This is a genomic window from Pseudomonas sp. QD4, from assembly GCF_049199125.1.
Lineage (GTDB): Bacteria > Pseudomonadota > Gammaproteobacteria > Pseudomonadales > Pseudomonadaceae > Aquipseudomonas.
This window is the reverse complement of record NZ_JBLZOM010000002.1, coordinates 1,694,312-1,714,018: the sequence shown is the minus strand read 5'-3', so window position 1 is coordinate 1,714,018 and position 19,707 is coordinate 1,694,312. Positions and strand designations below refer to the sequence as shown.

20 protein-coding genes and 1 pseudogene are annotated in these 19,707 nt (G+C 61.9%); 11 read left to right on the top strand and 10 right to left on the bottom strand.

The features are described from left to right. Positions 1-61 precede the first annotated feature (61 nt). Positions 62-307 (bottom strand): DUF1127 domain-containing protein, encoded by a 246-nt coding sequence (locus ACOZJV_RS18860; RefSeq protein ID WP_421548223.1) that lies wholly within the window; start codon positions 305-307, stop codon positions 62-64. Positions 308-490: 183 nt separating this feature from the next. Here ACOZJV_RS18860 and ACOZJV_RS18855 point away from each other — a divergent pair, with 183 nt between their 5' ends. Both ACOZJV_RS18855 and ACOZJV_RS18850 read left to right on the top strand, forming a co-directional pair. After that, positions 491-1,924, top strand: coding sequence for a PLP-dependent aminotransferase family protein (locus ACOZJV_RS18855; protein WP_421548222.1), 1,434 nt, complete (start codon positions 491-493; stop codon positions 1,922-1,924). A 60-nt stretch (positions 1,925-1,984) separates the two neighbouring features. Then, positions 1,985-3,550 (top strand): phospholipase D family protein, encoded by a 1,566-nt coding sequence (locus tag ACOZJV_RS18850; RefSeq protein WP_201128572.1) that lies wholly within the window; start codon positions 1,985-1,987, stop codon positions 3,548-3,550. 15 nt (positions 3,551-3,565) lie between these two features. Here the strand turns inward: ACOZJV_RS18850 and ACOZJV_RS18845 are convergent, their stop codons facing one another. From ACOZJV_RS18845 to ACOZJV_RS18835, 3 genes are all read right to left on the bottom strand, one after another. Further along, a complete protein-coding gene (locus ACOZJV_RS18845; RefSeq protein ID WP_421548221.1) occupies positions 3,566-3,979 on the bottom strand; it encodes a hypothetical protein in 414 nt (137 codons plus the stop codon). 34 nt (positions 3,980-4,013) lie between these two features. Next, on the bottom strand, positions 4,014-5,162 hold the full coding sequence (locus ACOZJV_RS18840; RefSeq protein ID WP_078470460.1) for an MFS transporter: 1,149 nt from the start codon (positions 5,160-5,162) through the stop codon (positions 4,014-4,016). 132 nt (positions 5,163-5,294) lie between these two features. After that, positions 5,295-6,788, bottom strand: a complete 1,494-nt coding sequence (locus ACOZJV_RS18835) for an aldehyde dehydrogenase (RefSeq protein ID WP_421548220.1) — start codon at positions 6,786-6,788, stop codon at positions 5,295-5,297. Between the two features lie 236 nt (positions 6,789-7,024). On the opposite strand from ACOZJV_RS18835, the gene ACOZJV_RS18830 reads away from it, so the two are divergent. Continuing rightward, on the top strand, positions 7,025-7,387 hold the full coding sequence (locus ACOZJV_RS18830; RefSeq protein ID WP_201128577.1) for a cupin domain-containing protein: 363 nt from the start codon (positions 7,025-7,027) through the stop codon (positions 7,385-7,387). A 58-nt stretch (positions 7,388-7,445) separates the two neighbouring features. On the opposite strand, the gene rpmG is transcribed toward ACOZJV_RS18830, so the two are convergent. Further along, positions 7,446-7,601, bottom strand: a complete 156-nt coding sequence (rpmG, locus tag ACOZJV_RS18825; protein WP_003177274.1) for a 50S ribosomal protein L33 — start codon at positions 7,599-7,601, stop codon at positions 7,446-7,448. A gap of 11 nt (positions 7,602-7,612) precedes the next feature. Then, positions 7,613-7,846 (bottom strand): 50S ribosomal protein L28, encoded by a 234-nt coding sequence (gene rpmB, locus ACOZJV_RS18820; RefSeq protein WP_007894701.1) that lies wholly within the window; start codon positions 7,844-7,846, stop codon positions 7,613-7,615. Between the two features lie 546 nt (positions 7,847-8,392). Here rpmB and ACOZJV_RS18815 point away from each other — a divergent pair. After that, positions 8,393-9,979 carry an ABC transporter substrate-binding protein gene (locus ACOZJV_RS18815; protein WP_020296014.1) on the top strand — a complete coding sequence of 529 codons (1,587 nt, stop codon included), beginning with the start codon at positions 8,393-8,395 and terminating at the stop codon, positions 9,977-9,979. A gap of 67 nt (positions 9,980-10,046) precedes the next feature. Here ACOZJV_RS18815 and radC read toward each other — a convergent pair whose 3' ends face one another. Beyond that, complete coding sequence (gene radC / locus ACOZJV_RS18810; protein ID WP_078470457.1) at positions 10,047-10,721, bottom strand: RadC family protein; 675 nt, start codon at positions 10,719-10,721, stop codon at positions 10,047-10,049. Positions 10,722-10,852: 131 nt separating this feature from the next. Here radC and coaBC point away from each other — a divergent pair, with 131 nt between their 5' ends. From coaBC to argB, 4 genes and pseudogenes are all read left to right on the top strand, one after another. Beyond that, complete coding sequence (gene coaBC / locus ACOZJV_RS18805; RefSeq protein WP_020296016.1) at positions 10,853-12,061, top strand: bifunctional phosphopantothenoylcysteine decarboxylase/phosphopantothenate--cysteine ligase CoaBC; 1,209 nt, start codon at positions 10,853-10,855, stop codon at positions 12,059-12,061. Positions 12,062-12,066: 5 nt separating this feature from the next. Further along, entirely contained in the window at positions 12,067-12,522 is a 456-nt protein-coding gene (gene dut / locus ACOZJV_RS18800; RefSeq protein WP_020296017.1) for a dUTP diphosphatase, read from the top strand. 255 nt (positions 12,523-12,777) lie between these two features. After that, positions 12,778-14,181 (top strand): annotated as a pseudogene (locus tag ACOZJV_RS18795) (phosphomannomutase/phosphoglucomutase); the annotation flags it as partial. Between the two features lie 24 nt (positions 14,182-14,205). Then, positions 14,206-15,111 carry an acetylglutamate kinase gene (argB, locus tag ACOZJV_RS18790; RefSeq protein ID WP_020296019.1) on the top strand — a complete coding sequence of 302 codons (906 nt, stop codon included), beginning with the start codon at positions 14,206-14,208 and terminating at the stop codon, positions 15,109-15,111. Positions 15,112-15,205: 94 nt separating this feature from the next. Here argB and pyrE read toward each other — a convergent pair whose 3' ends face one another. Continuing rightward, positions 15,206-15,850 carry an orotate phosphoribosyltransferase gene (gene pyrE, locus ACOZJV_RS18785; RefSeq protein WP_078470455.1) on the bottom strand — a complete coding sequence of 215 codons (645 nt, stop codon included), beginning with the start codon at positions 15,848-15,850 and terminating at the stop codon, positions 15,206-15,208. A gap of 82 nt (positions 15,851-15,932) precedes the next feature. Here pyrE and ACOZJV_RS18780 point away from each other — a divergent pair, with 82 nt between their 5' ends. Beyond that, on the top strand, positions 15,933-16,712 hold the full coding sequence (locus ACOZJV_RS18780; protein WP_020296021.1) for an exodeoxyribonuclease III: 780 nt from the start codon (positions 15,933-15,935) through the stop codon (positions 16,710-16,712). Between the two features lie 61 nt (positions 16,713-16,773). Here the strand turns inward: ACOZJV_RS18780 and ACOZJV_RS18775 are convergent, their stop codons facing one another. Further along, positions 16,774-17,142 (bottom strand): DUF4870 domain-containing protein, encoded by a 369-nt coding sequence (locus tag ACOZJV_RS18775; RefSeq protein WP_078470454.1) that lies wholly within the window; start codon positions 17,140-17,142, stop codon positions 16,774-16,776. Between the two features lie 33 nt (positions 17,143-17,175). After that, positions 17,176-17,898, bottom strand: a complete 723-nt coding sequence (gene rph / locus ACOZJV_RS18770) for a ribonuclease PH (RefSeq protein ID WP_020296023.1) — start codon at positions 17,896-17,898, stop codon at positions 17,176-17,178. Positions 17,899-18,170: 272 nt separating this feature from the next. Between rph and ACOZJV_RS18765 the strand changes: the two genes are divergently transcribed. Both ACOZJV_RS18765 and gmk read left to right on the top strand, forming a co-directional pair. After that, entirely contained in the window at positions 18,171-19,034 is an 864-nt protein-coding gene (locus ACOZJV_RS18765) for a YicC/YloC family endoribonuclease (RefSeq protein ID WP_421548219.1), read from the top strand. Positions 19,035-19,046: 12 nt separating this feature from the next. Continuing rightward, on the top strand, positions 19,047-19,667 hold the full coding sequence (gene gmk, locus ACOZJV_RS18760) for a guanylate kinase (protein WP_078470452.1): 621 nt from the start codon (positions 19,047-19,049) through the stop codon (positions 19,665-19,667). Positions 19,668-19,707: the final 40 nt, after the last annotated feature.

Sequence of the window (19,707 nt, the reverse complement as noted above, 5' to 3'; positions counted from 1 at the left end):
TCCCCCTGGCATTGCTGCCGCCCAATGGCCTGACGGCGTGCAGCAGCGCCAGAGCCCTTCTTCAGAGACGCCAGAACGGCTTGAGCCCTTCGCGGCGCGCCTGCTCCCGGCTAAGCCCGATGTCCCGCAGTTCGTCAGCCGTCAGGGCGAGCAAGGCCTTGCGGGTACGCAGCCGATGCCAGTACAGGCCCCAGCGGCCAAGGGCGCGCGGCGAGTTGCGGGACATCACCGCCTGCATCGCCCGCTCGTGCCCAACCGCCAGTTCCTGACTGTGTAACGACAGACGCACATCGCTCAAGCCGTTCATTGTTGTTTGCTCCTGTTTACTTGGGTGGCCATGAGCAAACATGATGCGCGGGTGCCTGAAACCATGACAGATTCAAAGCGCTGGTATTATTTCCATACAGAATTCCCCCACTGATGGCTGAATCCTGTATTTTCCGTCCATCTGTACTGGTTCTTTAATCAATCCCTTGCGCGAGTGCCTGCCATGACCCTCTACGTCAACCTTGCCGAACTGCTGGGCACCCGCATTGAGCAGGGCTTCTACCGCCCCGGCGACCGCCTGCCTTCGGTGCGCGCCTTGAGTGTTGAGCACGGTGTCAGCCTGAGCACTGTGCAGCAGGCATACAGAGTGCTGGAAGATAACGGCCTGGCGATGCCCAAGCCCAAGTCCGGCTACTTTGTACCGGCCAGCCGCGAACTGCCGGCGTTGCCCGCCATCGGCCGCCCGGCGCAACGGCCGGTGGAGATATCGCAATGGGAACAGGTGCTGGAACTGGTGCGCAGCGTGCCGCGCAAAGACGTCATACAGATGGGCCGGGGCATGCCGGATATCAATACACCAACCCTGAAACCCCTGCTCCGCGGGCTGGCCCGCATCAGCCGGCGCCAGGACATGCCCGGCCTGTATTACGACAACATCTACGGCGTGCTCGAACTGCGCGAACAGGTCGCCCGCCTGCTGCTCGACTCCGGCTGCCAGCTGCAAGCCAATGACCTGGTGATCACCACCGGCTGCCATGAGGCGCTTTCAACCAGCATTCGCGCCATCTGCGAGCCTGGCGACATCGTTGCGGTGGACTCGCCGAGCTTTCATGGCGCCATGCAGACCCTCAAGGGCCTGGGCATGAAAGCCCTGGAGATCCCCACCGACCCGCTGACCGGCATCAGCCTCGAAGCCCTGGAACTGGCCCTGGAGCAGTGGCCGATCAAGGCCATACAGTTGACCCCCAACTGCAACAACCCGCTGGGCTACATCATGCCCGAGTCGCGCAAGCGCGCGCTGCTGACCCTGGCCCAACGCTTTGACGTGGCGGTCATCGAAGACGATGTGTATGGCGAACTGGCCTACACCTACCCGCGCCCGCGCACCATCAAGTCGTTCGACGAAGACGGTCGGGTGCTGCTGTGCAGTTCGTTCTCGAAAACCCTGGCCCCGGGCCTGCGTATTGGCTGGGTCGCGCCGGGGCGCTATCTGGAGCGGGTGCTGCACATGAAATACATCAGCACCGGCTCCACCGCGCCGCAACCGCAGATCGCCATTGCCGAGTTCCTCAAGGCCGGCCATTTCGAACCCCACTTGCGCAAGATGCGCGCTCAATACCAGCGCAATCGCGACATGATGCTCGACTGGGTCAGCCGCTACTTCCCCCTGGGCACTCGCGCCAGTCGGCCCCAGGGCAGCTTTATGCTGTGGATCGAACTGCCGGAAGGCTTCGACACCCTCAAGCTCAACCGCGCGCTGCTCGACCAGGGCGTACAGATTGCTGTGGGCAGTATCTTTTCCGCCTCGGGCAAGTACCGCAATTGCCTGCGGATGAACTACGCTGCCAAGCCAACGCCACAGATCGAAGATGCGGTGCGCAAGGTCGGCGCAGCCGCGATCAAGCTGCTGGCTGAAACTGATTGCACGACCGACTGACCTTTTTCCCCCAAGACTGCGTCCATATGTCGACCATCGCCGCCTTCGAGACGAGCTGACTTGAGACTCAAACAGGCTTTCGCCTTACTTCTGCTGATCACGGCGGGCCTCAGCGGCTGTGCCACCCTGAACGTGCCCCGGGAACCGAGCCAGGCCCTGCCGGCCACAGAGTCGGCGTTCGGACGCTCGATCCAGGCCCAGGCTGCGCCCTATCAGGGGCGCTCCGGGTTTCGCCTGCTGTCCAACAGCACCGAAGCCTTCATGGCTCGCGCCGAGCTGATCCGCAATGCGCAAAGCAGCCTGGATTTGCAGTACTACATCGTGCACGACGGCATCAGCACCCGGATGCTGGTGGATGAGCTGCTCAAGGCCGCCGATCGCGGGGTGCGGATACGCATCCTGCTGGACGACACCACCAGCGATGGCCTGGACCAGGTGATTGCCACCCTCGCCGCCCACCCGCAGATCCAGATCCGCCTGTTCAACCCCCTACACCTGGGGCGCAGCACCGGCATCACCCGCGCGGCAGGGCGCCTGTTCAACCTGTCCCAGCAACACCGGCGCATGCACAACAAGCTGTGGCTGGCGGACAACAGCGTGGCCATCGTCGGCGGGCGCAACCTGGGCGACGAGTATTTCGATGCCGAGCCCAGCCTCAACTTCACGGACATCGACATGCTCAGCGTCGGGCCGGTGGCCGAGCAGTTGGGGCACAGTTTCGACCAGTACTGGAACAGCGCCCTGAGCAAGCCCATCGACGAGTTCCTCTCCAGCACCCCCACCGCCCGGGACCTGGCCAACACCCGGCAACAACTGGAACAGTCCCTGGCAGACACCCGCCGGCAGAACCACGCCCTGTACCAGCAACTGAAGACCTACCAGAGCCACCCGCGCATGGATATCTGGCGCAAGGAGCTGATCTGGGCCTGGAACCAGGCCCTGTGGGACGCGCCGAGCAAGGTCCTGGCCAGGAACGAGCCCGACCCGCAATTGCTGCTGACCACCCAGCTGGCGCCGGAGCTGCAAGGGGTAAGCAAGGAACTGATCATGATTTCGGCCTACTTCGTGCCCGGCCAGCCGGGCTTGGTGTACCTCACCGGGCGTGCCGACGCCGGGGTGCAAGTGAGCCTTCTGACCAACTCCCTGGAAGCCACCGATGTGCCGGCAGTGCACGGCGGCTACGCGCCTTACCGCAAGGCCCTGCTGGAACACGGGGTGAGGCTGTTCGAATTGCGCCGCCAGCCCGGCGATCATGGCGGCAGCGGGCCACACCTGTTCCGCAGCACCTGGCGCGGCTCGGACTCCAGCCTGCACAGCAAGGCGATGATCTTCGACCGGCAGAAATCCTTTATTGGCTCGTTCAACTTCGACCCGCGCTCGGTGCTGTGGAACACCGAAGTCGGGGTGCTGGTCGACAGCCCGGAACTGGCCGAACATGTGCGCGCCCTGGCCCTGCAAGGCATGGCCCCGGCCTTGAGCTACGAGGCCAAGCTGCAGGACGGCAAGATCGTCTGGGTCACCGAAGACAACCAGCAACTGCACACCCTGACCCGGGAGCCGGGCAGTTGGTGGCGGCGCATCAACGCCTGGCTGAGCACCAGCGTCGGCCTGGAGCGCATGCTCTAGGCCCGCGCCGATCTGTCAGCGTTTGAGCAGCTGGTTTTTGATAAAGGCGTCCAGCCCGGGCGAGTGATAGAAACCCATGCAGCGTTCAAAAATCGCGTTGATCGGGTAACCGGCCTCGTTCTTCATCGGCGGCCCGCCGATATGGAAGCTGCCCGTCTGCTGCTCGACGAAGTTGCTCAGGGCCCGGGTACGGCGGTCGGTGCCGTCGCGGTCCAGTTGCACCCGATCGACGAAGTAGGACGCGTCGTGCAGGTCGTACGCCTTGTAGAACTTCAAGCGCCCGTAGTTATCGTCCAGGCACTGCTTCAGCGCCAGTTGCTTGACCCGCTCCACGGGCGGGTCCTTGGGTGCGGCGTGGGCGGACCCGGCGAGCAAAATCGTCAGCGCACAGAGCGCCCCGCTGAATCGAATCCCTGGCTTAAGCTTCATCTGACCTCCCTGATTGAACCAACAGCGGTGAAGCCTATACCGATTGCGGCGCCGCGGCACCCAATGCTCCCTGGCGCAGCAACAACACAATCAGCCCAAAAGCCCCGGCCGCCATCAGCCACAGCAAGGCATGGCCGCTGACCCACTGGCTGCCCGCCCCGGCCACCAACGGCCCGATCAGGCAGCCAATGCCCCAGAGTTGCGCCACGTGGGCATTGGCTCGCACCAGGGCGTCGTCACGGTAACGCTCGCCGATCAGGATCAACGACAGGGTGAACAGGCCCCCGGCGCTGGCGCCGAACAGCACCCACAACGGCCAGATCAACAAGGTGTGGAGCAATAGCGGAATCGCCAGGCTCGACAACAACAGCGCCACCGCACAGCCGGTGAACAGGGAGCGCCGCGACAGGCGATCGGCCAGGGCGCCAATCGGCAATTGCAGCACCGCATCGCCGACCACCACGGTGCTGACCATCGCCAGGGCGATGTCTTCGGTAAAGCCCTGGCGTAGGCAATACACCGGTAACAGCGTAAGAATCATTGCCTCAAAAGCGGCGAACAGCGCCACGGCCCAGGCAATCGCCGGCAGCCCACGACAAAAGCGCCACAGGTCGACCAGGGTCACGCTGCAGGCTTCAGTGGTCGGGGCGCCGCTGCGGCCGATCAACAGCAGGGGCGATACCACCAGCAGCCCGACACCGACCCAGAAGCCGTAGTCGGTCTCGGTGCCCAGCGCGCCCAGCAGCAATGGCCCGGCCAGCTGGCTCAGGGCGTAACAGCTGCCATACAGCGCCACCAGCCGCCCGCGCCACTGCTCGACCACCAACTGGTTGATCCAGCTCTCGCCCAGGATAAACACGATGGTCAGCACCATGCCCAGGCCCAATCGCAGCACCAGCCACAGCGGGTAACTCGGCAACAGCGCCAGCAAAGCAATGGACAGCGCCCCGCCCCACAGGCACAGGCGCATCAGGCCCGCAGTACCAAAACGCGCCGCCAGGCGGCTGGCAAGCTTGGCCCCAAGCAACACGCCAAAGGCCGGCATCGACGCCATGACGCCAATGGCAAAGGGGCCATAACCCCAGCCTTCCAGGCGAAACGACACCAGCGGCATGCTGACACCCAGGGCCAGCCCGACACTCAGGACAGCCGCCAAAACGGCGAAATAGGTCGCCCAACGCATTTCCACGCTCCTGTGGATCATTTTTTATACCGACACAGACAACGCAGCCGGACTTCCCTTGCGGAAAGTCCGGCTGCGATTTTGGATCGAGGCCCGGTCCGGCGGGCAAGCGCCCGCCCCGAGCCCTTCAGGTCAGAGCTTGATCCAGGTCGCCTTCAACTCGGTGTACTTGTCGAATGCGTGCAGCGACTTGTCACGGCCGTTGCCCGATTGCTTGAAGCCACCGAACGGCGCGGTCATGTCGCCGCCATCGTACTGGTTGACCCACACGCTACCGGCACGCAGGGCCTTGGCGGTCAGGTGAGCCTTGGAGATGTTGGCTGTCCAGACCGCTGCGGCCAGGCCGTACAGGGTGTCGTTGGCAATCTCGATGGCCTCTTCGACGGTATCGAAGGCGATCACCGACAGTACCGGGCCGAAGATTTCTTCCTGGGCGATTTTCATCGCGTTGCTCACACCGTCGAAAATCGTCGGCTCGACATAGGTGCCGCCGGTTTCCTGCAGGGTGCGCTTGCCGCCCGCGACCAGCTTGGCGCCGTCGGCATGCCCGGCTTCGATGTAGGACAGCACGGTGTTCATCTGCTGGGTGTCGACCAATGCACCGACGTTGGTTGCCGGGTCCAGTGGGTTGCCCGGCTTCCAGCCCTTGAGGGCCTCGATCACCAGGGGCAGGAATTTATCCTTGATGGAGCGCTCCACCAGCAGGCGCGAACCCGCGGTGCAGACTTCGCCCTGGTTGAAGGCAATGGCGCCCGCGGCCGATTCGGCAGCGGCCTGTAGATCCGGTGCATCGGCGAACACGATATTCGGGCTCTTGCCGCCGGCTTCGAGCCAGACGCGCTTCATGTTCGATTCGCCGGAGTAGATCAGCAATTGCTTGGCGATTTTGGTCGAGCCGGTGAACACCAGGGTGTCGACGTCCATGTGCAGGGCCAGGGCCTTGCCCACGGTGTGGCCATAACCTGGCAGCACGTTGAGCACGCCCGCCGGAATACCGGCTTCCACGGCCAGGGCGGCGATGCGGATTGCGGTCAGCGGGGATTTTTCCGAAGGCTTGAGGATGACCGAGTTACCGGTGGACAACGCCGGCCCCAGCTTCCAGCAAGCCATCATCAGCGGGAAGTTCCACGGCACGATGGCCGCGACTACGCCCACCGGCTCGCGAGTCACCAGGCCCAGTTGATCATGGGGCGTGGCGGCGACTTCGTCGTAGATCTTGTCGATGGCCTCGCCACTCCAGCTCAGCGCTTGCGCCGCGCCCGGAATGTCGATGCCCAGGGAGTCGCTGATCGGCTTGCCCATGTCCAGGGTTTCAAGCAGGGCGAGTTCTTCGGCGTGCTTTTTCAGCAGGCCGGCAAAACGAATCATGGTGGCCTTGCGCTTGGCCGGGGCCAGGCGCGACCAGGTGCCGGAATTGAATGTGGCGCGGGCATTTTCTACAGCACGCTGGGCGTCGGCGGCGTCACAACTGGCGATGGTTGCCAGCACGCGACCGTCAACCGGGCTGATGCATTCGAAGGTTTCACTGGAAACCGCAGCGGTGTATTCGCCATTGATATAGGCGCGGCCTTCGATCTTCAGGTCGCGGGCACGTTGTTCCCAGTCGGCACGAGTCAGGGTGGTCATACGAGTGTCCTCCTCTTATTGAATACAAGCGCCACGCGATCAACGCAGGCACCTTCAGGAATTCTGCCCGGCCAGCCTTCTTTCGGCCCAAGGCACCGGCCACCCTAAACCAGTGGCACCCGAAGTTTCAATATATTTGACATAACCCCAGTAAACGCCATTGCTATGTTCATTTTAATAAACATAGACTTTGGCCCCACTACCACTCGCGCCGCCAATCACGGGGGAATACAAGAATGAGCATTCAGCACGTCGTCGACTTCAGCCAGGCCACCACCGAGGGTGAACGCTATCGCCCTGCACCGGAAAAAGTCCTCAAGGGCGACCCGGAACAGGCGGTGTTCAACCATTACGCCAGCCCGTGCGGGCAGATGAACGCCGGGGTCTGGGAAGGTGCGGTCGGGCAGTGGACGGTGAATTTCACCGAGCATGAATACTGCGAAATCGTGCAGGGTGTCTCGGTGCTGCGCGACAGCGACGGCAATGCCAAGACCCTGCGCGCCGGCGACCGCTTCGTCATCCCGGCCGGCTTCAAGGGCACCTGGGAAGTGCTGGAGCCCTGCCGCAAGATCTACGTGGCCTTCGAACAGAAAGCCTGAATCACAGGCACAAAAAAACCCGCTTGAAGGCGGGTTTTTTTGTCAGAAGAAAAATCAATTACTTGATTTTGCCTTCTTTGTAGATCACGTGCTTACGAACAACCGGATCATATTTCTTGATCTCGATTTTGTCCGGAGTAGTGCGCTTGTTCTTGTCGGTAGTGTAGAAGTGACCAGTACCGGCGCTCGAAATCAAACGAATCAATTCACGCATGATTAGCTCCCTTAGATCTTGCCAGCTTTGCGGATTTCGGCCAGCACGACAGTAATGCCACGCTTGTCGATGATACGCATGCCTTTGGCAGATACGCGCAGACGCACGAAACGTTTCTCTTCTTCAACCCAGAAGCGGTGATGCTGCAGGTTCGGCAGGAAACGACGACGGGTTTTGTTGTTTGCGTGGGAAATGTTATTCCCAGTCACCGGACCCTTACCGGTAACTTGACAGACTCTCGACATGCCTCAGCCCTCTAAAACCACATGCCCAACCCGGCATGGGTTGGCCGCTTAATCTCTCAGTCATTTGGCGCCAGGCGCCGCGTTTCTTTAGGGGTCTTACCGGCTACACCTACAAACGAAGGAACCGGGCCCCTAGAAAAGAGCGCTGCTTTATACCAGAAAGACCCAATAGCAACAACAGTCACTGTGGTCGGGAATTCAAAAAGTCCCGTTTTTCTTGCGCCAAGCGCCTGCGGCAAAGGCTACCGCAGTTATCGACCGCTCGTCGCAGAATAAAATTCCTGCCCCGCAAAGCCCCCGCCAAAGCAGCGTCATTCACCGTCGCCAGCACCCGCGAGGACCCTTCGAACGGGTCAATTTGTCAATTCATGGCAAATTATTGGCCGTCGGCCAGGGTAAAAACCGACCTTTTTGCCTTTGAAGGCCCACTCCACCCACGTCAATAAATGGAAAATGGGGATAGTCATTTTCCGACGAGATCACTAGGGTAAGCCTTTTCCAGACTGCACTCGCAGATGGGCCTTCGATCTGCAAAGGAAGCCGAATATGCGTCTCGCCGCCCTACCGCTGTTGTTCGTACCGTTTCTGAGCCCGCTGGCCCAGGCTGCCGCCCTGAGCGTCTGCACCGAAGCCAGCCCGGAAGGTTTCGACGTGGTGCAATACAACTCGCTGACCACCACCAACGCCTCGGCGGACGTGCTGATGAACCGCCTGGTCGACTTCGACGAAGCCAGCGGCAAGGTGGTGCCGAGCCTGGCAGACAGTTGGGAGGTGTCCGACGACGGCCTGACCTATGTGTTCAAGCTGCACCCCAAGGTCAAGTTCCACCACACCGACTACTTCAACCCCAGCCGTGAACTGACCGCCGAAGACGTGAAGTTCAGTTTCGAGCGCATGCTCGACCCGGCCAATCCCTGGCACAAGATTGCGCAAAGCGGCTTCCCCCACGCCCAATCCCTGCAGTTGCCGGCACTGATCAAGAAAATTGACGCCCTTGACCCACTGACCGTGCGCTTCACCCTGGACCACGCCGACTCGACATTTATCGCCACGCTGAGCATGGGCTTCGCCTCGATCTACTCTGCCGAGTACGCCGAGCAACTGCTCAAGGCCGGCACACCGGAGAAGCTCAACAACCAGCCGATCGGCACTGGGCCGTTTATCTTCGGCCGCTTCCAGAAAGACGCGTCGATCCGCTACAAGGCCAACCGCGACTACTTCGCCGGCAAGCCGGACGTGGACCCGCTGATTTTCGCCATCACCCCGGATGCCAACGTGCGCCTGCAAAAACTGCGGCGCAATGAATGCCAGATCGCCCTCTCGCCCAAGCCCCTGGACATCAATGCCGCGAGCCAGGACCCGGCGCTGAAAGTCGAACGCACCGCCGCCTTCATGACCGCCTTTGTCGCCATCAACAGTCAGCACCCGCCGCTGGACAAACCGGAAGTGCGCCAGGCAATCAACCTGGCCTTCGACAAGGCCAGCTACCTCAAAGCGGTCTTCGAAGACACCGCCGAAGCTGCCAACGGCCCGTTCCCGCCGAACACCTGGAGCTATGCCAAGGACTTGCCGGGCTATGCCCACGACCCTGAAAAAGCCCGCCAACTGCTGGCCAAGGCCGGCCTGAAAGACGGCTTTCAGACCACCATCTGGACTCGCCCATCCGGCAGCCTGCTCAACCCCAACCCCAGCCTCGGCGCACAACTGCTCCAGGCTGACCTGGAGAAAATCGGGATCAAGGCCGAGATCCGCGTGATCGAATGGGGCGAACTGATCCGCCGCGCCAAGGCCGGCGAGCATGACCTGCTGTTCATGGGCTGGGCCGGCGACAACGGCGACCCGGATAACTTTCTCACCCCGCAGTTCACCTGCGCGGCGGTCAAGTCCGGCACCAACTTCGCCCGCTACTGCGACCAGGGCCTGGATAAGCTGATCACCGCCGGCAAGACCACCAGCGAGCAAGGCGTGCGCAGCAAGCTCTATCAGCAGGCCCAGGCGCAGATCCAGCAACAGGCCCTGTGGCTGCCCCTGGCGCACCCCACCGCCTTCGCCCTGACCCGCAAGGAAGTCCAGGGCTATCAGGTCAGCCCCTTCGGCCGCCAGGACTTCTCCAAAGTCAGCGTCGGCAAATAACCCCGCCACAGGTTCTGGGCGCCCCAATGCCCAGAACCTGCCGTTCAACACTTGCCGCTGCCCTCACCTAGACCCAACCGTATTCCGCCATCGACAGTGGATCGCCTTCACCGATGATGAAGTGATCGAGTACCCGCACATCCACCAGATCCAGGGCCTCTTTCAGCCGACGTGTCACCACGCGATCGGCATGACTGGGCTCGGAGATGCCCGAAGGGTGGTTGTGGCACAGGATCACGGCGGCGGCGTTGTGTGCCAGGGCACGCTTGACCACCTGCCGCGGGTAGACGCTGGTGCTGTCAATCGAACCCTGGAACAGCGCCTCGAACGCCAGCACCCGGTGCTTGGTGTCCAAAAACAGGCAGCCGAACACCTCATGGGGCTCATGGCGCAGCATTGACTTGAGGTAGTCGCGGACCACCAGCGGGTTTTCCAGCACCGAGTCGCGACGCAGTTTTTCGGCCAGATGCCGACGAGCCATTTCCACTACGGCCTGCAACTGGGCGAATTTTGCCGGGCCCAGGCCGAGTTGGCGGCTGAAGGTCAACTGGTCCGCCTCCAGCAGGCGACGCAGGCTGCCGAACTGATGCAAAAGGTGACGCGCCAGGTCCACTGCGCTTTTTCCGGCAACCCCGGTACGCAAGAAAATTGCCAGCAATTCGGCGTCGGAAAGGCTCGCCGCACCCTGCTCCAGAAGCTTCTCCCGCGGGCGCTCCGCCGCGGGCCAGTCGCGAATGCTCATAGCACCTCCATGTGTGTGGGCGCCGCTGTTCCATAGCGGTCGCTGTGGTATCTTAGCCCATCTTTTTGCCTGTGATTTCCCCTGGGGAGGGGGCGTTACAAGCAGCAATCATTGAACTCAAAGGCAGGCCTATGCAGCGGCTGTATCGGAAACGCATCGTCCTCGGCGTCGGCGGCGGCATTGCCGCCTATAAGAGCGCCGAGCTGGTTCGCCGACTCCTCGACCAGGGCGCCGAAGTGCGTGTGGTCATGACCCGTGGCGGCAGTGAATTCATCACACCGCTGACCATGCAGGCACTCTCCGGGCACCCGGTTCACCTGGACCTGCTCGATCCCGCAGCCGAGGCTGCCATGGGCCATATCGAGCTGGCCAAATGGGCCGACCTGGTGCTGATCGCCCCCGCCACCGCCGACCTGATCGCGCGCCTGGCCCAAGGCATCGCCGATGACCTGCTGACCACCCTGGTCCTGGCCACGGACGCCACCGTCGCCATCGCCCCGGCCATGAACCAGGCCATGTGGCGCGATCCGGCCACCCAGGCCAACACCCAATTGCTGCAAAGCCGCGGCCTCCAGGTGTTCGGGCCGGCCTCGGGCAGCCAGGCCTGCGGCGACGTCGGCATGGGCCGCATGCTCGAAGCCAACGACCTGGTGCTGTGCGCCGCCGATTGCTTCCAGCATCAGGCACTGACCGGCAAACACGTACTGATTACCGCCGGCCCGACCCAGGAAAACATCGACCCGGTGCGCTACATCACCAACCACAGCTCCGGCAAAATGGGCTTTGCCCTGGCCGAAGCCGCAGTTGAAGCCGGCGCCCGAGTGACCCTGATCACCGGCCCGGTGCACCTGCCGACCCCGGATCGGGTGACCCGGATCGATGTCGTCAGCGCCCGCGACATGCTCGCCGCCTGCGAGGCCGCCATCCCCTGCGACCTGTTTATCGCCTCGGCGGCGGTGGCGGACTACCGCCCGGAAGTCGTTGCCCCACAAAAATTAAAGAAAGACCCTACGAAAGGTGACGGCCTGCTGCTGCAGATGGTGCGTAACCCGGACATCCTGGCCACCATCGCCACCCGTCCCGATCGCCCTTTCAGTGTCGGCTTCGCCGCCGAGACCGAACACTTGCTCGACTACGCTGCACGCAAATTGAAAGACAAGAACCTCGACCTGATCGTCGCCAACGACGTGGCCAACCCGAGCATTGGCTTCAACAGCGAGGAAAACGCCTGCAGCGTGATTGACCGGGAGTTGCACGCAACTCTCTTCGCCCAGACCAGCAAGGGCAAGATCGCCCGCCAACTGATCTCTTTTATCGCCGAACGGCTGAACCAGGTTTAACTCGCATGCACGCTCTACAAGCCAAAATCCTCGACCCACGCATCGGCAACGAATTCCCGATGCCACAGTACGCCACCCCGGGCTCCGCCGGCCTCGACCTGCGCGCCATGCTCAAGCAAGACACCGTGCTGGAGCCGGGCCAGACCCTGCTGATCCCCACCGGCCTGTCGGTCTACATCGGCGACCCGGGCCTGGCGGCGCTGATCCTGCCGCGCTCCGGCCTGGGCCATAAACACGGCATCGTCCTGGGCAACCTGGTGGGCCTGATCGACTCGGACTACCAGGGCGAACTGATGGTGTCCTGCTGGAACCGTGGCCAGACAGCCTTCAACATCGCGGTCGGCGAGCGCATCGCCCAACTGGTACTGGTGCCGGTGGTCCAGGCGCACTTCGAAGTGGTCGAGGCCTTCGACGAAAGCCAGCGCGGCGCAGGCGGTTTCGGGCATTCCGGCAGCCACTGATCGACGCGGAACCTGGCCGGGCGCCAAACCCGGCCAGAGTTCCGGGCTTTGTGTTTCAGGACGAAAATCGGGCAAAGCTCCTTCGTGGGTTTCCCTCCCCAAATCAAGGCATTAGACCCTCAAAAGCAGGCTGAATCGCCGACGATGGCATTTTTGCACCATGAACCCAATGGCAAAAACGCCGTCATACCCTTCAGTTTGAGCCTGCCGGCCCACCCTGGCCCGGCCTGTCCCGCCCCCTTTTGAAATGGAGCAACCCCGATGAGCAACCCGGCCCCAGTCGCACCGAGCTTTCCCGATAGCATCTTTCGCGCCTACGACATTCGCGGCACCGTCCCGGAGTTTTTGAACGCTGAAACCGCTTACTGGCTCGGCCGCGCCATTGGCGCCCAGAGCCTGGCTCAGGGTGAACCTGACGTTTCCGTTGGCCGCGACGGCCGTCTCTCCGGTCCGGAGCTGGTGGAGCAACTGATCAAAGGCCTGGCCGACAGCGGCTGCCACGTCAGCGACGTCGGCCTGGTGCCCACTCCGGCGCTGTACTACGCGGCCAACGTACTGGCCGGCAAGTCCGGGGTCATGCTCACCGGCAGCCACAACCCGTCGAACTACAACGGCTTCAAAATCGTCATTGCCGGCGACACCTTGGCCAATGAACAAATCCAGGCCCTGCACCAACGCCTGAAGGACAACAACCTGAGCAGCGGCAAGGGCAGCATCACCCGGGTGCAGATCCTTGAGCGCTACAGCGACGAGATTACCCGCGATGTGAAACTGGCCCGCCGCCTGAAAGTGGTGGTCGATTGCGGCAACGGCGCGGCCGGGGTCATTGCCCCGCAGTTGATCGAAGCCCTGAACTGCGAAGTCATCCCGCTGTTCTGCGAGGTCGACGGCAACTTTCCCAATCACCACCCGGACCCGGGCAAGCCTGAAAACCTGGTGGACCTGATCGCCAAGGTCAAGGAAACCAAAGCCGACCTGGGTCTGGCCTTCGACGGCGACGGCGACCGCGTCGGCGTGGTGACCAACACCGGTAGCATCGTCTTCCCGGACCGCCTGCTGATGCTGTTCGCCAAGGATGTAGTGGCGCGCAACCCGGGCGCGGAAATCATCTTCGACGTCAAATGCACCCGCCGCCTGACCCCGCTGATCAAGGAATACGGCGGCAAGCCGCTAATGTGGAAGACCGGCCACTCGTTGATCAAAAAGAAGATGAAACAAACCGGCGCCCTGTTGGCCGGCGAAATGAGCGGGCATATCTTCTTCAAGGAGCGCTGGTTCGGTTTTGACGACGGGATTTACAGCGCCGCGCGCCTGCTGGAGATCCTCAGCAAGGAGCCATCCAGCGCCGAAGAGCTGTTCGCGACCTTCCCGAACGATATTTCGACGCCGGAAATCAATATCCATGTGACCGAAGAGAGCAAATTCAGCATCATTGATGCTCTGCACGACGCGCAGTGGGGCGAAGGCGCCAACTTGACCACCATTGACGGGGTGCGAGTCGATTACGCCAAAGGCTGGGGCCTGGTCCGCGCCTCCAACACCACGCCGGTGCTGGTGCTGCGTTTCGAGGCCGACAACGAAGCCGAGCTGCAGCGCATCAAGGATGTGTTCCACGTCCAATTGAAACGTGTTGCACCCGATCTCCAACTACCGTTCTGATTTTCTGAAACACCGGAGCCCTGAATGACCCTCGAACGCGATGCCGCCGCCAACACCGCCAAGGTTCTATCCGAAGCGCTGCCTTACATTCGCCGCTATGTCGGCAAGACGCTGGTGATCAAATACGGCGGCAACGCTATGGAGAGCGAAGAGCTCAAGACCGGTTTCGCTCGTGACATCGTGTTGATGAAAGCCGTCGGGATCAACCCGGTGGTGGTACACGGTGGCGGCCCGCAAATCGGTGACCTGCTCAAGCGCCTGTCCATCGAGAGCCACTTTATCGACGGCATGCGCGTCACCGACGCCCAGACCATGGACGTGGTGGAGATGGTCCTCGGCGGCCAGGTGAACAAAGACATCGTCAACCTGATCAACCGTCACGGCGGCAGCGCCATTGGCCTGACCGGCAAGGACGCCGAGCTGATTCGCGCGAAAAAACTCACCGTGACCCGCAAGACGCCGGAGATGACCCAGCCGGAAATCATCGACATCGGCCAGGTGGGCGAAGTGATCGGCATCAACACCGACCTGCTGAACCTGCTGGTGAAAGGCGATTTCATTCCGGTGATCGCGCCCATCGGCGTCGGTGCCAACGGCGAGTCCTACAACATCAACGCCGACCTGGTGGCCGGCAAAGTGGCCGAGGCGCTGAAGGCCGAGAAGCTGATGCTGCTCACCAACATCGCCGGCTTGATGGACAAGGAAGGCAAGGTCTTGACCGGCCTGACAACCCAGCAAGTGGACGACCTGATCGCCGACGGCACCATCTACGGCGGCATGCTGCCGAAGATCCGTTGCGCGCTGGAAGCCGTGCAAGGCGGGGTTGGCAGCTCGTTGATCCTGGATGGCCGGGTTCCAAATGCGATCCTGCTGGAAATCTTCACCGATACCGGTGTGGGTACCCTGATCAGCAATCGCAAGCGCCCTTAAGCGCTGAAAAAAAGCCCCGCTCAACCTGGTTGAGCGGGGCTTTTTTATTGTGGCGAGGGCGCTGGCTCCCGCCGTACGGCCTAGCAGTCGCGAATCAGACGCCGAACTGCTCGCGATACGCCTTGACCGCCGGTAAATGCTGCTTGAGCTGCGGATCGTCTTCCAGGAACTGCAACACCTGGTTCAGCGACACGATGCTGACCACCGGAATCCCGAAGTCACGCTCCACTTCCTGGATGGCCGACAATTCACCGTTGCCGCGCTCCTGGCGATTCAGCGCGATCAGCACGCCAGCGGCCTTGGCACCTTCCTGGGACGCAATGATCTGCATCACTTCGCGAATCGCCGTACCGGCGGTGATCACGTCGTCGATGATCAGCACATCGCCCTTGAGCGGCGCGCCCACCAGGCTGCCGCCTTCACCGTGGGCCTTGGCCTCCTTGCGGTTGAAGCACCATGGCAGATCCTGCCCATGATGTTCAGCCAGGGCCACGGCTGTGGCGGCGGCCAGGGGAATGCCCTTGTACGCCGGACCGAACAGCACGTCGAAGGAAATACCGCTTTCAACGATGGCGGCCGCATAAAAACGACCCAGCTGCGCCAGGGCGGAACCCGAGTTGAACAGCCCTGCATTGAAGAAGTAAGGACTGGTGCGCCCGGACTTCAGGGTGAACTCACCGAAGCGCAAAACCCCGCGATCGATGGCAAAACGAATGAAATCGCGCTGATACGCTTGCATGAAAAAAGCCCCAGATACCACGGATTTAGCTAATTAGGTAGACCTCGGGTATCATACACGCACGTGATTTTTGGGGCCATTTATGCGGATCATCAGTGTGAACGTCAATGGTATTCAGGCTGCAGTCGAGCGTGGTTTGCTCAGTTGGCTGCAGGCCCAGAATGCCGACGTCATCTGCCTGCAGGACACCCGCGCCTCCGCCTTTGAACTGGACGACCCAGCCTTCCAACTGGATGGCTACTTCCTTTATGCCTGCGATGCTGAAGTCCCCGCCCAAGGTGGCGTGGCTTTGTATTCGCGGTTGCAACCTAAGGCGGTCATCAGCGGCCTCGGCTTCGAGACAGCCGATCGCTACGGGCGCTACCTGCAAGCCGATTTCGATAAGGTCAGCATCGCGACCTTGCTGCTTCCTTCGGGGCAGAACGGCGATGAAGACTTGAACCAGAAGTTCAAGCTAATGGACGACTTCGCCCGTTATCTGGATAAACAGCGGCGCAAACGTCGCGAGTACATCTATTGTGGCTCGCTCTACGTTGCGCAACAGAAGCTGGATATCAAGAACTGGCGTGACAGCCAGCAATCCCCGGGCTTCCTGGCGCCTGAGCGTGCCTGGATGGACGAGATTGTCGGCACCATGGGTTATGTCGACGCCTTGCGCGAAGTCAGCCGTGAAGGCGATCAGTACAGCTGGTGGCCGGACAACGAACAGGCCGAGATGCTCAACCTGGGTTGGCGTTTCGACTATCAGTTGCTGACCCCGGGCCTGCGTCGCTTCGTGCGCAGCGCACGCCTGCCGCGCCAGCCACGCTTCTCGCAGCACGCACCGCTGATCGTGGACTACGACTGGACGCTGACTATCTAAGCGTCGTTTCGCAGCCACAAAAAAGCCGACATCCGTGTCGGCTTTTTTGTGCGCGGCGGTTTTACTTGATCAAGCGCCAGGTGAACGGATAGCGATACGGTACCCCTTCCCCCGCCTTGACCCCGCCAATGATCGTCAGCACCAAGGCGCCGATCGCCAGCAACCCGAACAAGAAGAAGCCGATGATTACCAGCATCAACAGGAAGCAGATAGCCGAGGCAATGGCGACGGTGATCTGGAAATTCAGCGCCTCCTTGCCCTGAGCGTCGATGAACGGGTCGGATTCGCGCTTGATCTGCCACAGAATCAACGGACCAATCAGGGTACCGAACGGCACCCAGATCCCCAGCAAGGCAGACAGATGACAAAACATTGCCCACTGCCGAACCTCATGGCTCGGCGTAGGCAGAGGAAGCTGGTCGTCACTCATGGCGTTCTCCTTGGCGGGTCGTCCGTAGCGCAATCAGTCGGCCAGGGCCGCCTGCTGCAGTTCAAAAATCTCGCTCATGCCTTTCTTCGCCAGCTCCAGCATTGCATTCAGGTCTTCAGGCTGGAACGGTGCGCCTTCGGCAGTGCCCTGGACTTCAATGAAACCACCGGTGCTGGTCATCACCACGTTGAGGTCAGTCTCGGCAGCCGAGTCTTCCAGGTAGTCCAGGTCCAGCACAGGCTCGCCCTGATACATGCCCACCGACACCGCAGCGATCATTTGCTTGAGCGGGTCGCCGCCTTTGAGGCCGCCACGCTTCTTGATCACTTTCAGCGCATCGACCAAGGCCACCATGGCGCCGGTGATCGACGCGGTACGGGTGCCGCCGTCAGCCTGGATCACGTCGCAATCGACGTACAGGGTCACGTCACCCAGCTTGGACATGTCCAGCGCGGCGCGCAGGGAGCGGCCGATCAGGCGCTGGATTTCCAGGGTCCGGCCGCCTTGCTTGCCACGGCTGGCTTCACGCTGGTTACGCTCGCCGGTAGCGCGCGGCAACATGCCGTACTCGGCGGTCAACCAACCCTGGCCCTGGCCCTTGAGGAAGCGCGGCACGCCGTTCTCGACGCTGACCGTGCAGATAACCTTGGTATCACCGAACTCGACCAGTACAGATCCCTCGGCGTGTTTGGTGTAGTTGCGGGTGATGCGGATCGAGCGGAGCTGATCGGCAGCGCGACCACTTGGACGTTTCATAGGGGAACACCTGTACGGGGACGGAAAACTGCCGAACATTATAGAGCCCGCGGCCGCGCCTGGGCAGTTCTAAAAAATCCAGGGGCGGACCAAAGGCTCTGCACGAAGGCTCCAGCGCCCCGCCGCAACCCTTTGTCACCGCCACGGTTGGGGGCTTTCGCCGCACTGCGCTACAATCCTGCGCCTTCGCAGCCTGTCGGCTTTAATTCATATCTATCGGGCCCGCCCAACCCTATTGCGGTTGGTGCCAGACCTGAATCGGAGGTACCTCCATGGTGCACAGCATGACCGCCTTCGCCCGGGTCGAACGGGCCGGCACTCAGGGCACCCTGAGCTGGGAACTGCGCTCGGTCAACAGCCGCTACCTGGAACCGCACCTGCGCCTGCCGGAGTCCTTTCGCGACCTCGAAGGCGCGGTTCGTGAAGCGCTGCGCCAGGGTTTGTCCCGCGGCAAACTTGAATGCACCCTGCGCTTTACCGAAGAAACCACCGGCAAACCCCTGCAAGTGGATCGCGAACGGGCCGCGCAACTGGTGGCCGCAGCCGAGTCGGTGGCCAGTCTGATCAAGCAGCCCGCACCGCTCAATCCCCTGGAAGTCCTGGCCTGGCCCGGCGTGCTGGTGGCTGACGCAACCGATCCACAGGCATTGAATTCCGAGGCCATGGAATTGTTCAAGCAGGGCCTCAAGGAGCTCAAGGGCGGCCGCGAACGCGAAGGCTCGGAGCTTGCCCGCCTGATCAACGAGCGCCTGACCTCGATCGAGGAAGACGTGGTGACCCTGCGCGAACTGGTGCCGCAAATGCTCGCGACCCAGCGCCAGAAGGTCCTCGACCGCTTCGCCGACATGCAGGCCGAGCTCGACCCGACGCGCCTGGAGCAGGAAATGGTGATGCTTGCGCAAAAGAGCGACGTCGCCGAAGAACTGGACCGCCTGAGCACCCACATCATTGAAGTACGCCGCGTGCTGAAGTCCGGTGGCGCCGCCGGTCGGCGCCTGGACTTCCTGATGCAGGAGCTCAACCGCGAAGCCAACACACTGGGCTCCAAGGCCTTCGACCCGCGCAGCACCCAGGCTGCGGTCAACCTCAAAGTGTTGATCGAGCAGATGCGCGAACAAGTACAGAATATTGAGTAAGGCTACCCCCACATGACCCACAGCACCGGCACCCTGTACATCATTTCCGCCCCTTCGGGCGCGGGCAAGAGCAGCCTGGTCAAGGCCCTGACCGACGCCAACCAGGAGATCCGTGTCTCGGTCTCCCACACCACCCGGGCCATGCGCCCCGGTGAAGTGAACGGCGTGAACTATCACTTCGTCTCCCGCGAAGCGTTCGTGAAGATGGGCGAGCATGGGGACTTCCTCGAGCGTGCCGAAGTATTCGGCAACCTCTACGGCACCTCGCAAAGCCACCTGCAGCAAACCCTGGATGCGGGCCATGACCTGATTCTGGAGATCGACTGGCAGGGCGCCGAGCAAGTGCGCAAATTGATGCCGCAAGCCCGCTCGATCTTCATCCTGCCGCCGTCCCTTGAGGCCTTGCACCAGCGCCTGACCAACCGCGGCCAGGACAGTGACGAGATCATCGACGGGCGGATGCGCGAAGCGGTCAGCGAAATGAGCCACTACGTCGACTATGACTATTTGATCATCAACGATGATTTTGCCCATGCGCTGGCGGACCTGAAGGCGATTTTCCGGGCCAATCAGCTGCATCAAAAGCGTCAGCAGCAGCGTTTTGGCAAATTGCTCGCTGAATTGCTGGGCTAAAACAGCACTTCCCAAAACCGCTGCAAGCGCTTTACATTGG

Excerpts from the sequence above, each read along its gene's own strand:
- ACOZJV_RS18860 (WP_421548223.1), bottom strand. The coding sequence starts at position 307 with ATGAACGGCTTGAGCGATGTGCGTCTGTCGTTACACAGTCAGGAACTG.
- ACOZJV_RS18855 (WP_421548222.1), top strand. The coding sequence starts at position 491 with ATGACCCTCTACGTCAACCTTGCCGAACTGCTGGGCACCCGCATTGAG.
- ACOZJV_RS18845 (WP_421548221.1), bottom strand. The coding sequence starts at position 3,979 with ATGAAGCTTAAGCCAGGGATTCGATTCAGCGGGGCGCTCTGTGCGCTG.
- ACOZJV_RS18840 (WP_078470460.1), bottom strand. The coding sequence starts at position 5,162 with ATGCGTTGGGCGACCTATTTCGCCGTTTTGGCGGCTGTCCTGAGTGTC.
- ACOZJV_RS18835 (WP_421548220.1), bottom strand. The coding sequence starts at position 6,788 with ATGACCACCCTGACTCGTGCCGACTGGGAACAACGTGCCCGCGACCTG.
- ACOZJV_RS18830 (WP_201128577.1), top strand. The coding sequence starts at position 7,025 with ATGAGCATTCAGCACGTCGTCGACTTCAGCCAGGCCACCACCGAGGGT.
- rpmG (WP_003177274.1), bottom strand. The coding sequence starts at position 7,601 with ATGCGTGAATTGATTCGTTTGATTTCGAGCGCCGGTACTGGTCACTTC.
- rpmB (WP_007894701.1), bottom strand. The coding sequence starts at position 7,846 with ATGTCGAGAGTCTGTCAAGTTACCGGTAAGGGTCCGGTGACTGGGAAT.
- ACOZJV_RS18815 (WP_020296014.1), top strand. The coding sequence starts at position 8,393 with ATGCGTCTCGCCGCCCTACCGCTGTTGTTCGTACCGTTTCTGAGCCCG.
- radC (WP_078470457.1), bottom strand. The coding sequence starts at position 10,721 with ATGAGCATTCGCGACTGGCCCGCGGCGGAGCGCCCGCGGGAGAAGCTT.
- coaBC (WP_020296016.1), top strand. The coding sequence starts at position 10,853 with ATGCAGCGGCTGTATCGGAAACGCATCGTCCTCGGCGTCGGCGGCGGC.
- dut (WP_020296017.1), top strand. The coding sequence starts at position 12,067 with ATGCACGCTCTACAAGCCAAAATCCTCGACCCACGCATCGGCAACGAA.
- argB (WP_020296019.1), top strand. The coding sequence starts at position 14,206 with ATGACCCTCGAACGCGATGCCGCCGCCAACACCGCCAAGGTTCTATCC.
- pyrE (WP_078470455.1), bottom strand. The coding sequence starts at position 15,850 with ATGCAAGCGTATCAGCGCGATTTCATTCGTTTTGCCATCGATCGCGGG.
- ACOZJV_RS18780 (WP_020296021.1), top strand. The coding sequence starts at position 15,933 with ATGCGGATCATCAGTGTGAACGTCAATGGTATTCAGGCTGCAGTCGAG.
- ACOZJV_RS18775 (WP_078470454.1), bottom strand. The coding sequence starts at position 17,142 with ATGAGTGACGACCAGCTTCCTCTGCCTACGCCGAGCCATGAGGTTCGG.
- rph (WP_020296023.1), bottom strand. The coding sequence starts at position 17,898 with ATGAAACGTCCAAGTGGTCGCGCTGCCGATCAGCTCCGCTCGATCCGC.
- ACOZJV_RS18765 (WP_421548219.1), top strand. The coding sequence starts at position 18,171 with ATGGTGCACAGCATGACCGCCTTCGCCCGGGTCGAACGGGCCGGCACT.
- gmk (WP_078470452.1), top strand. The coding sequence starts at position 19,047 with ATGACCCACAGCACCGGCACCCTGTACATCATTTCCGCCCCTTCGGGC.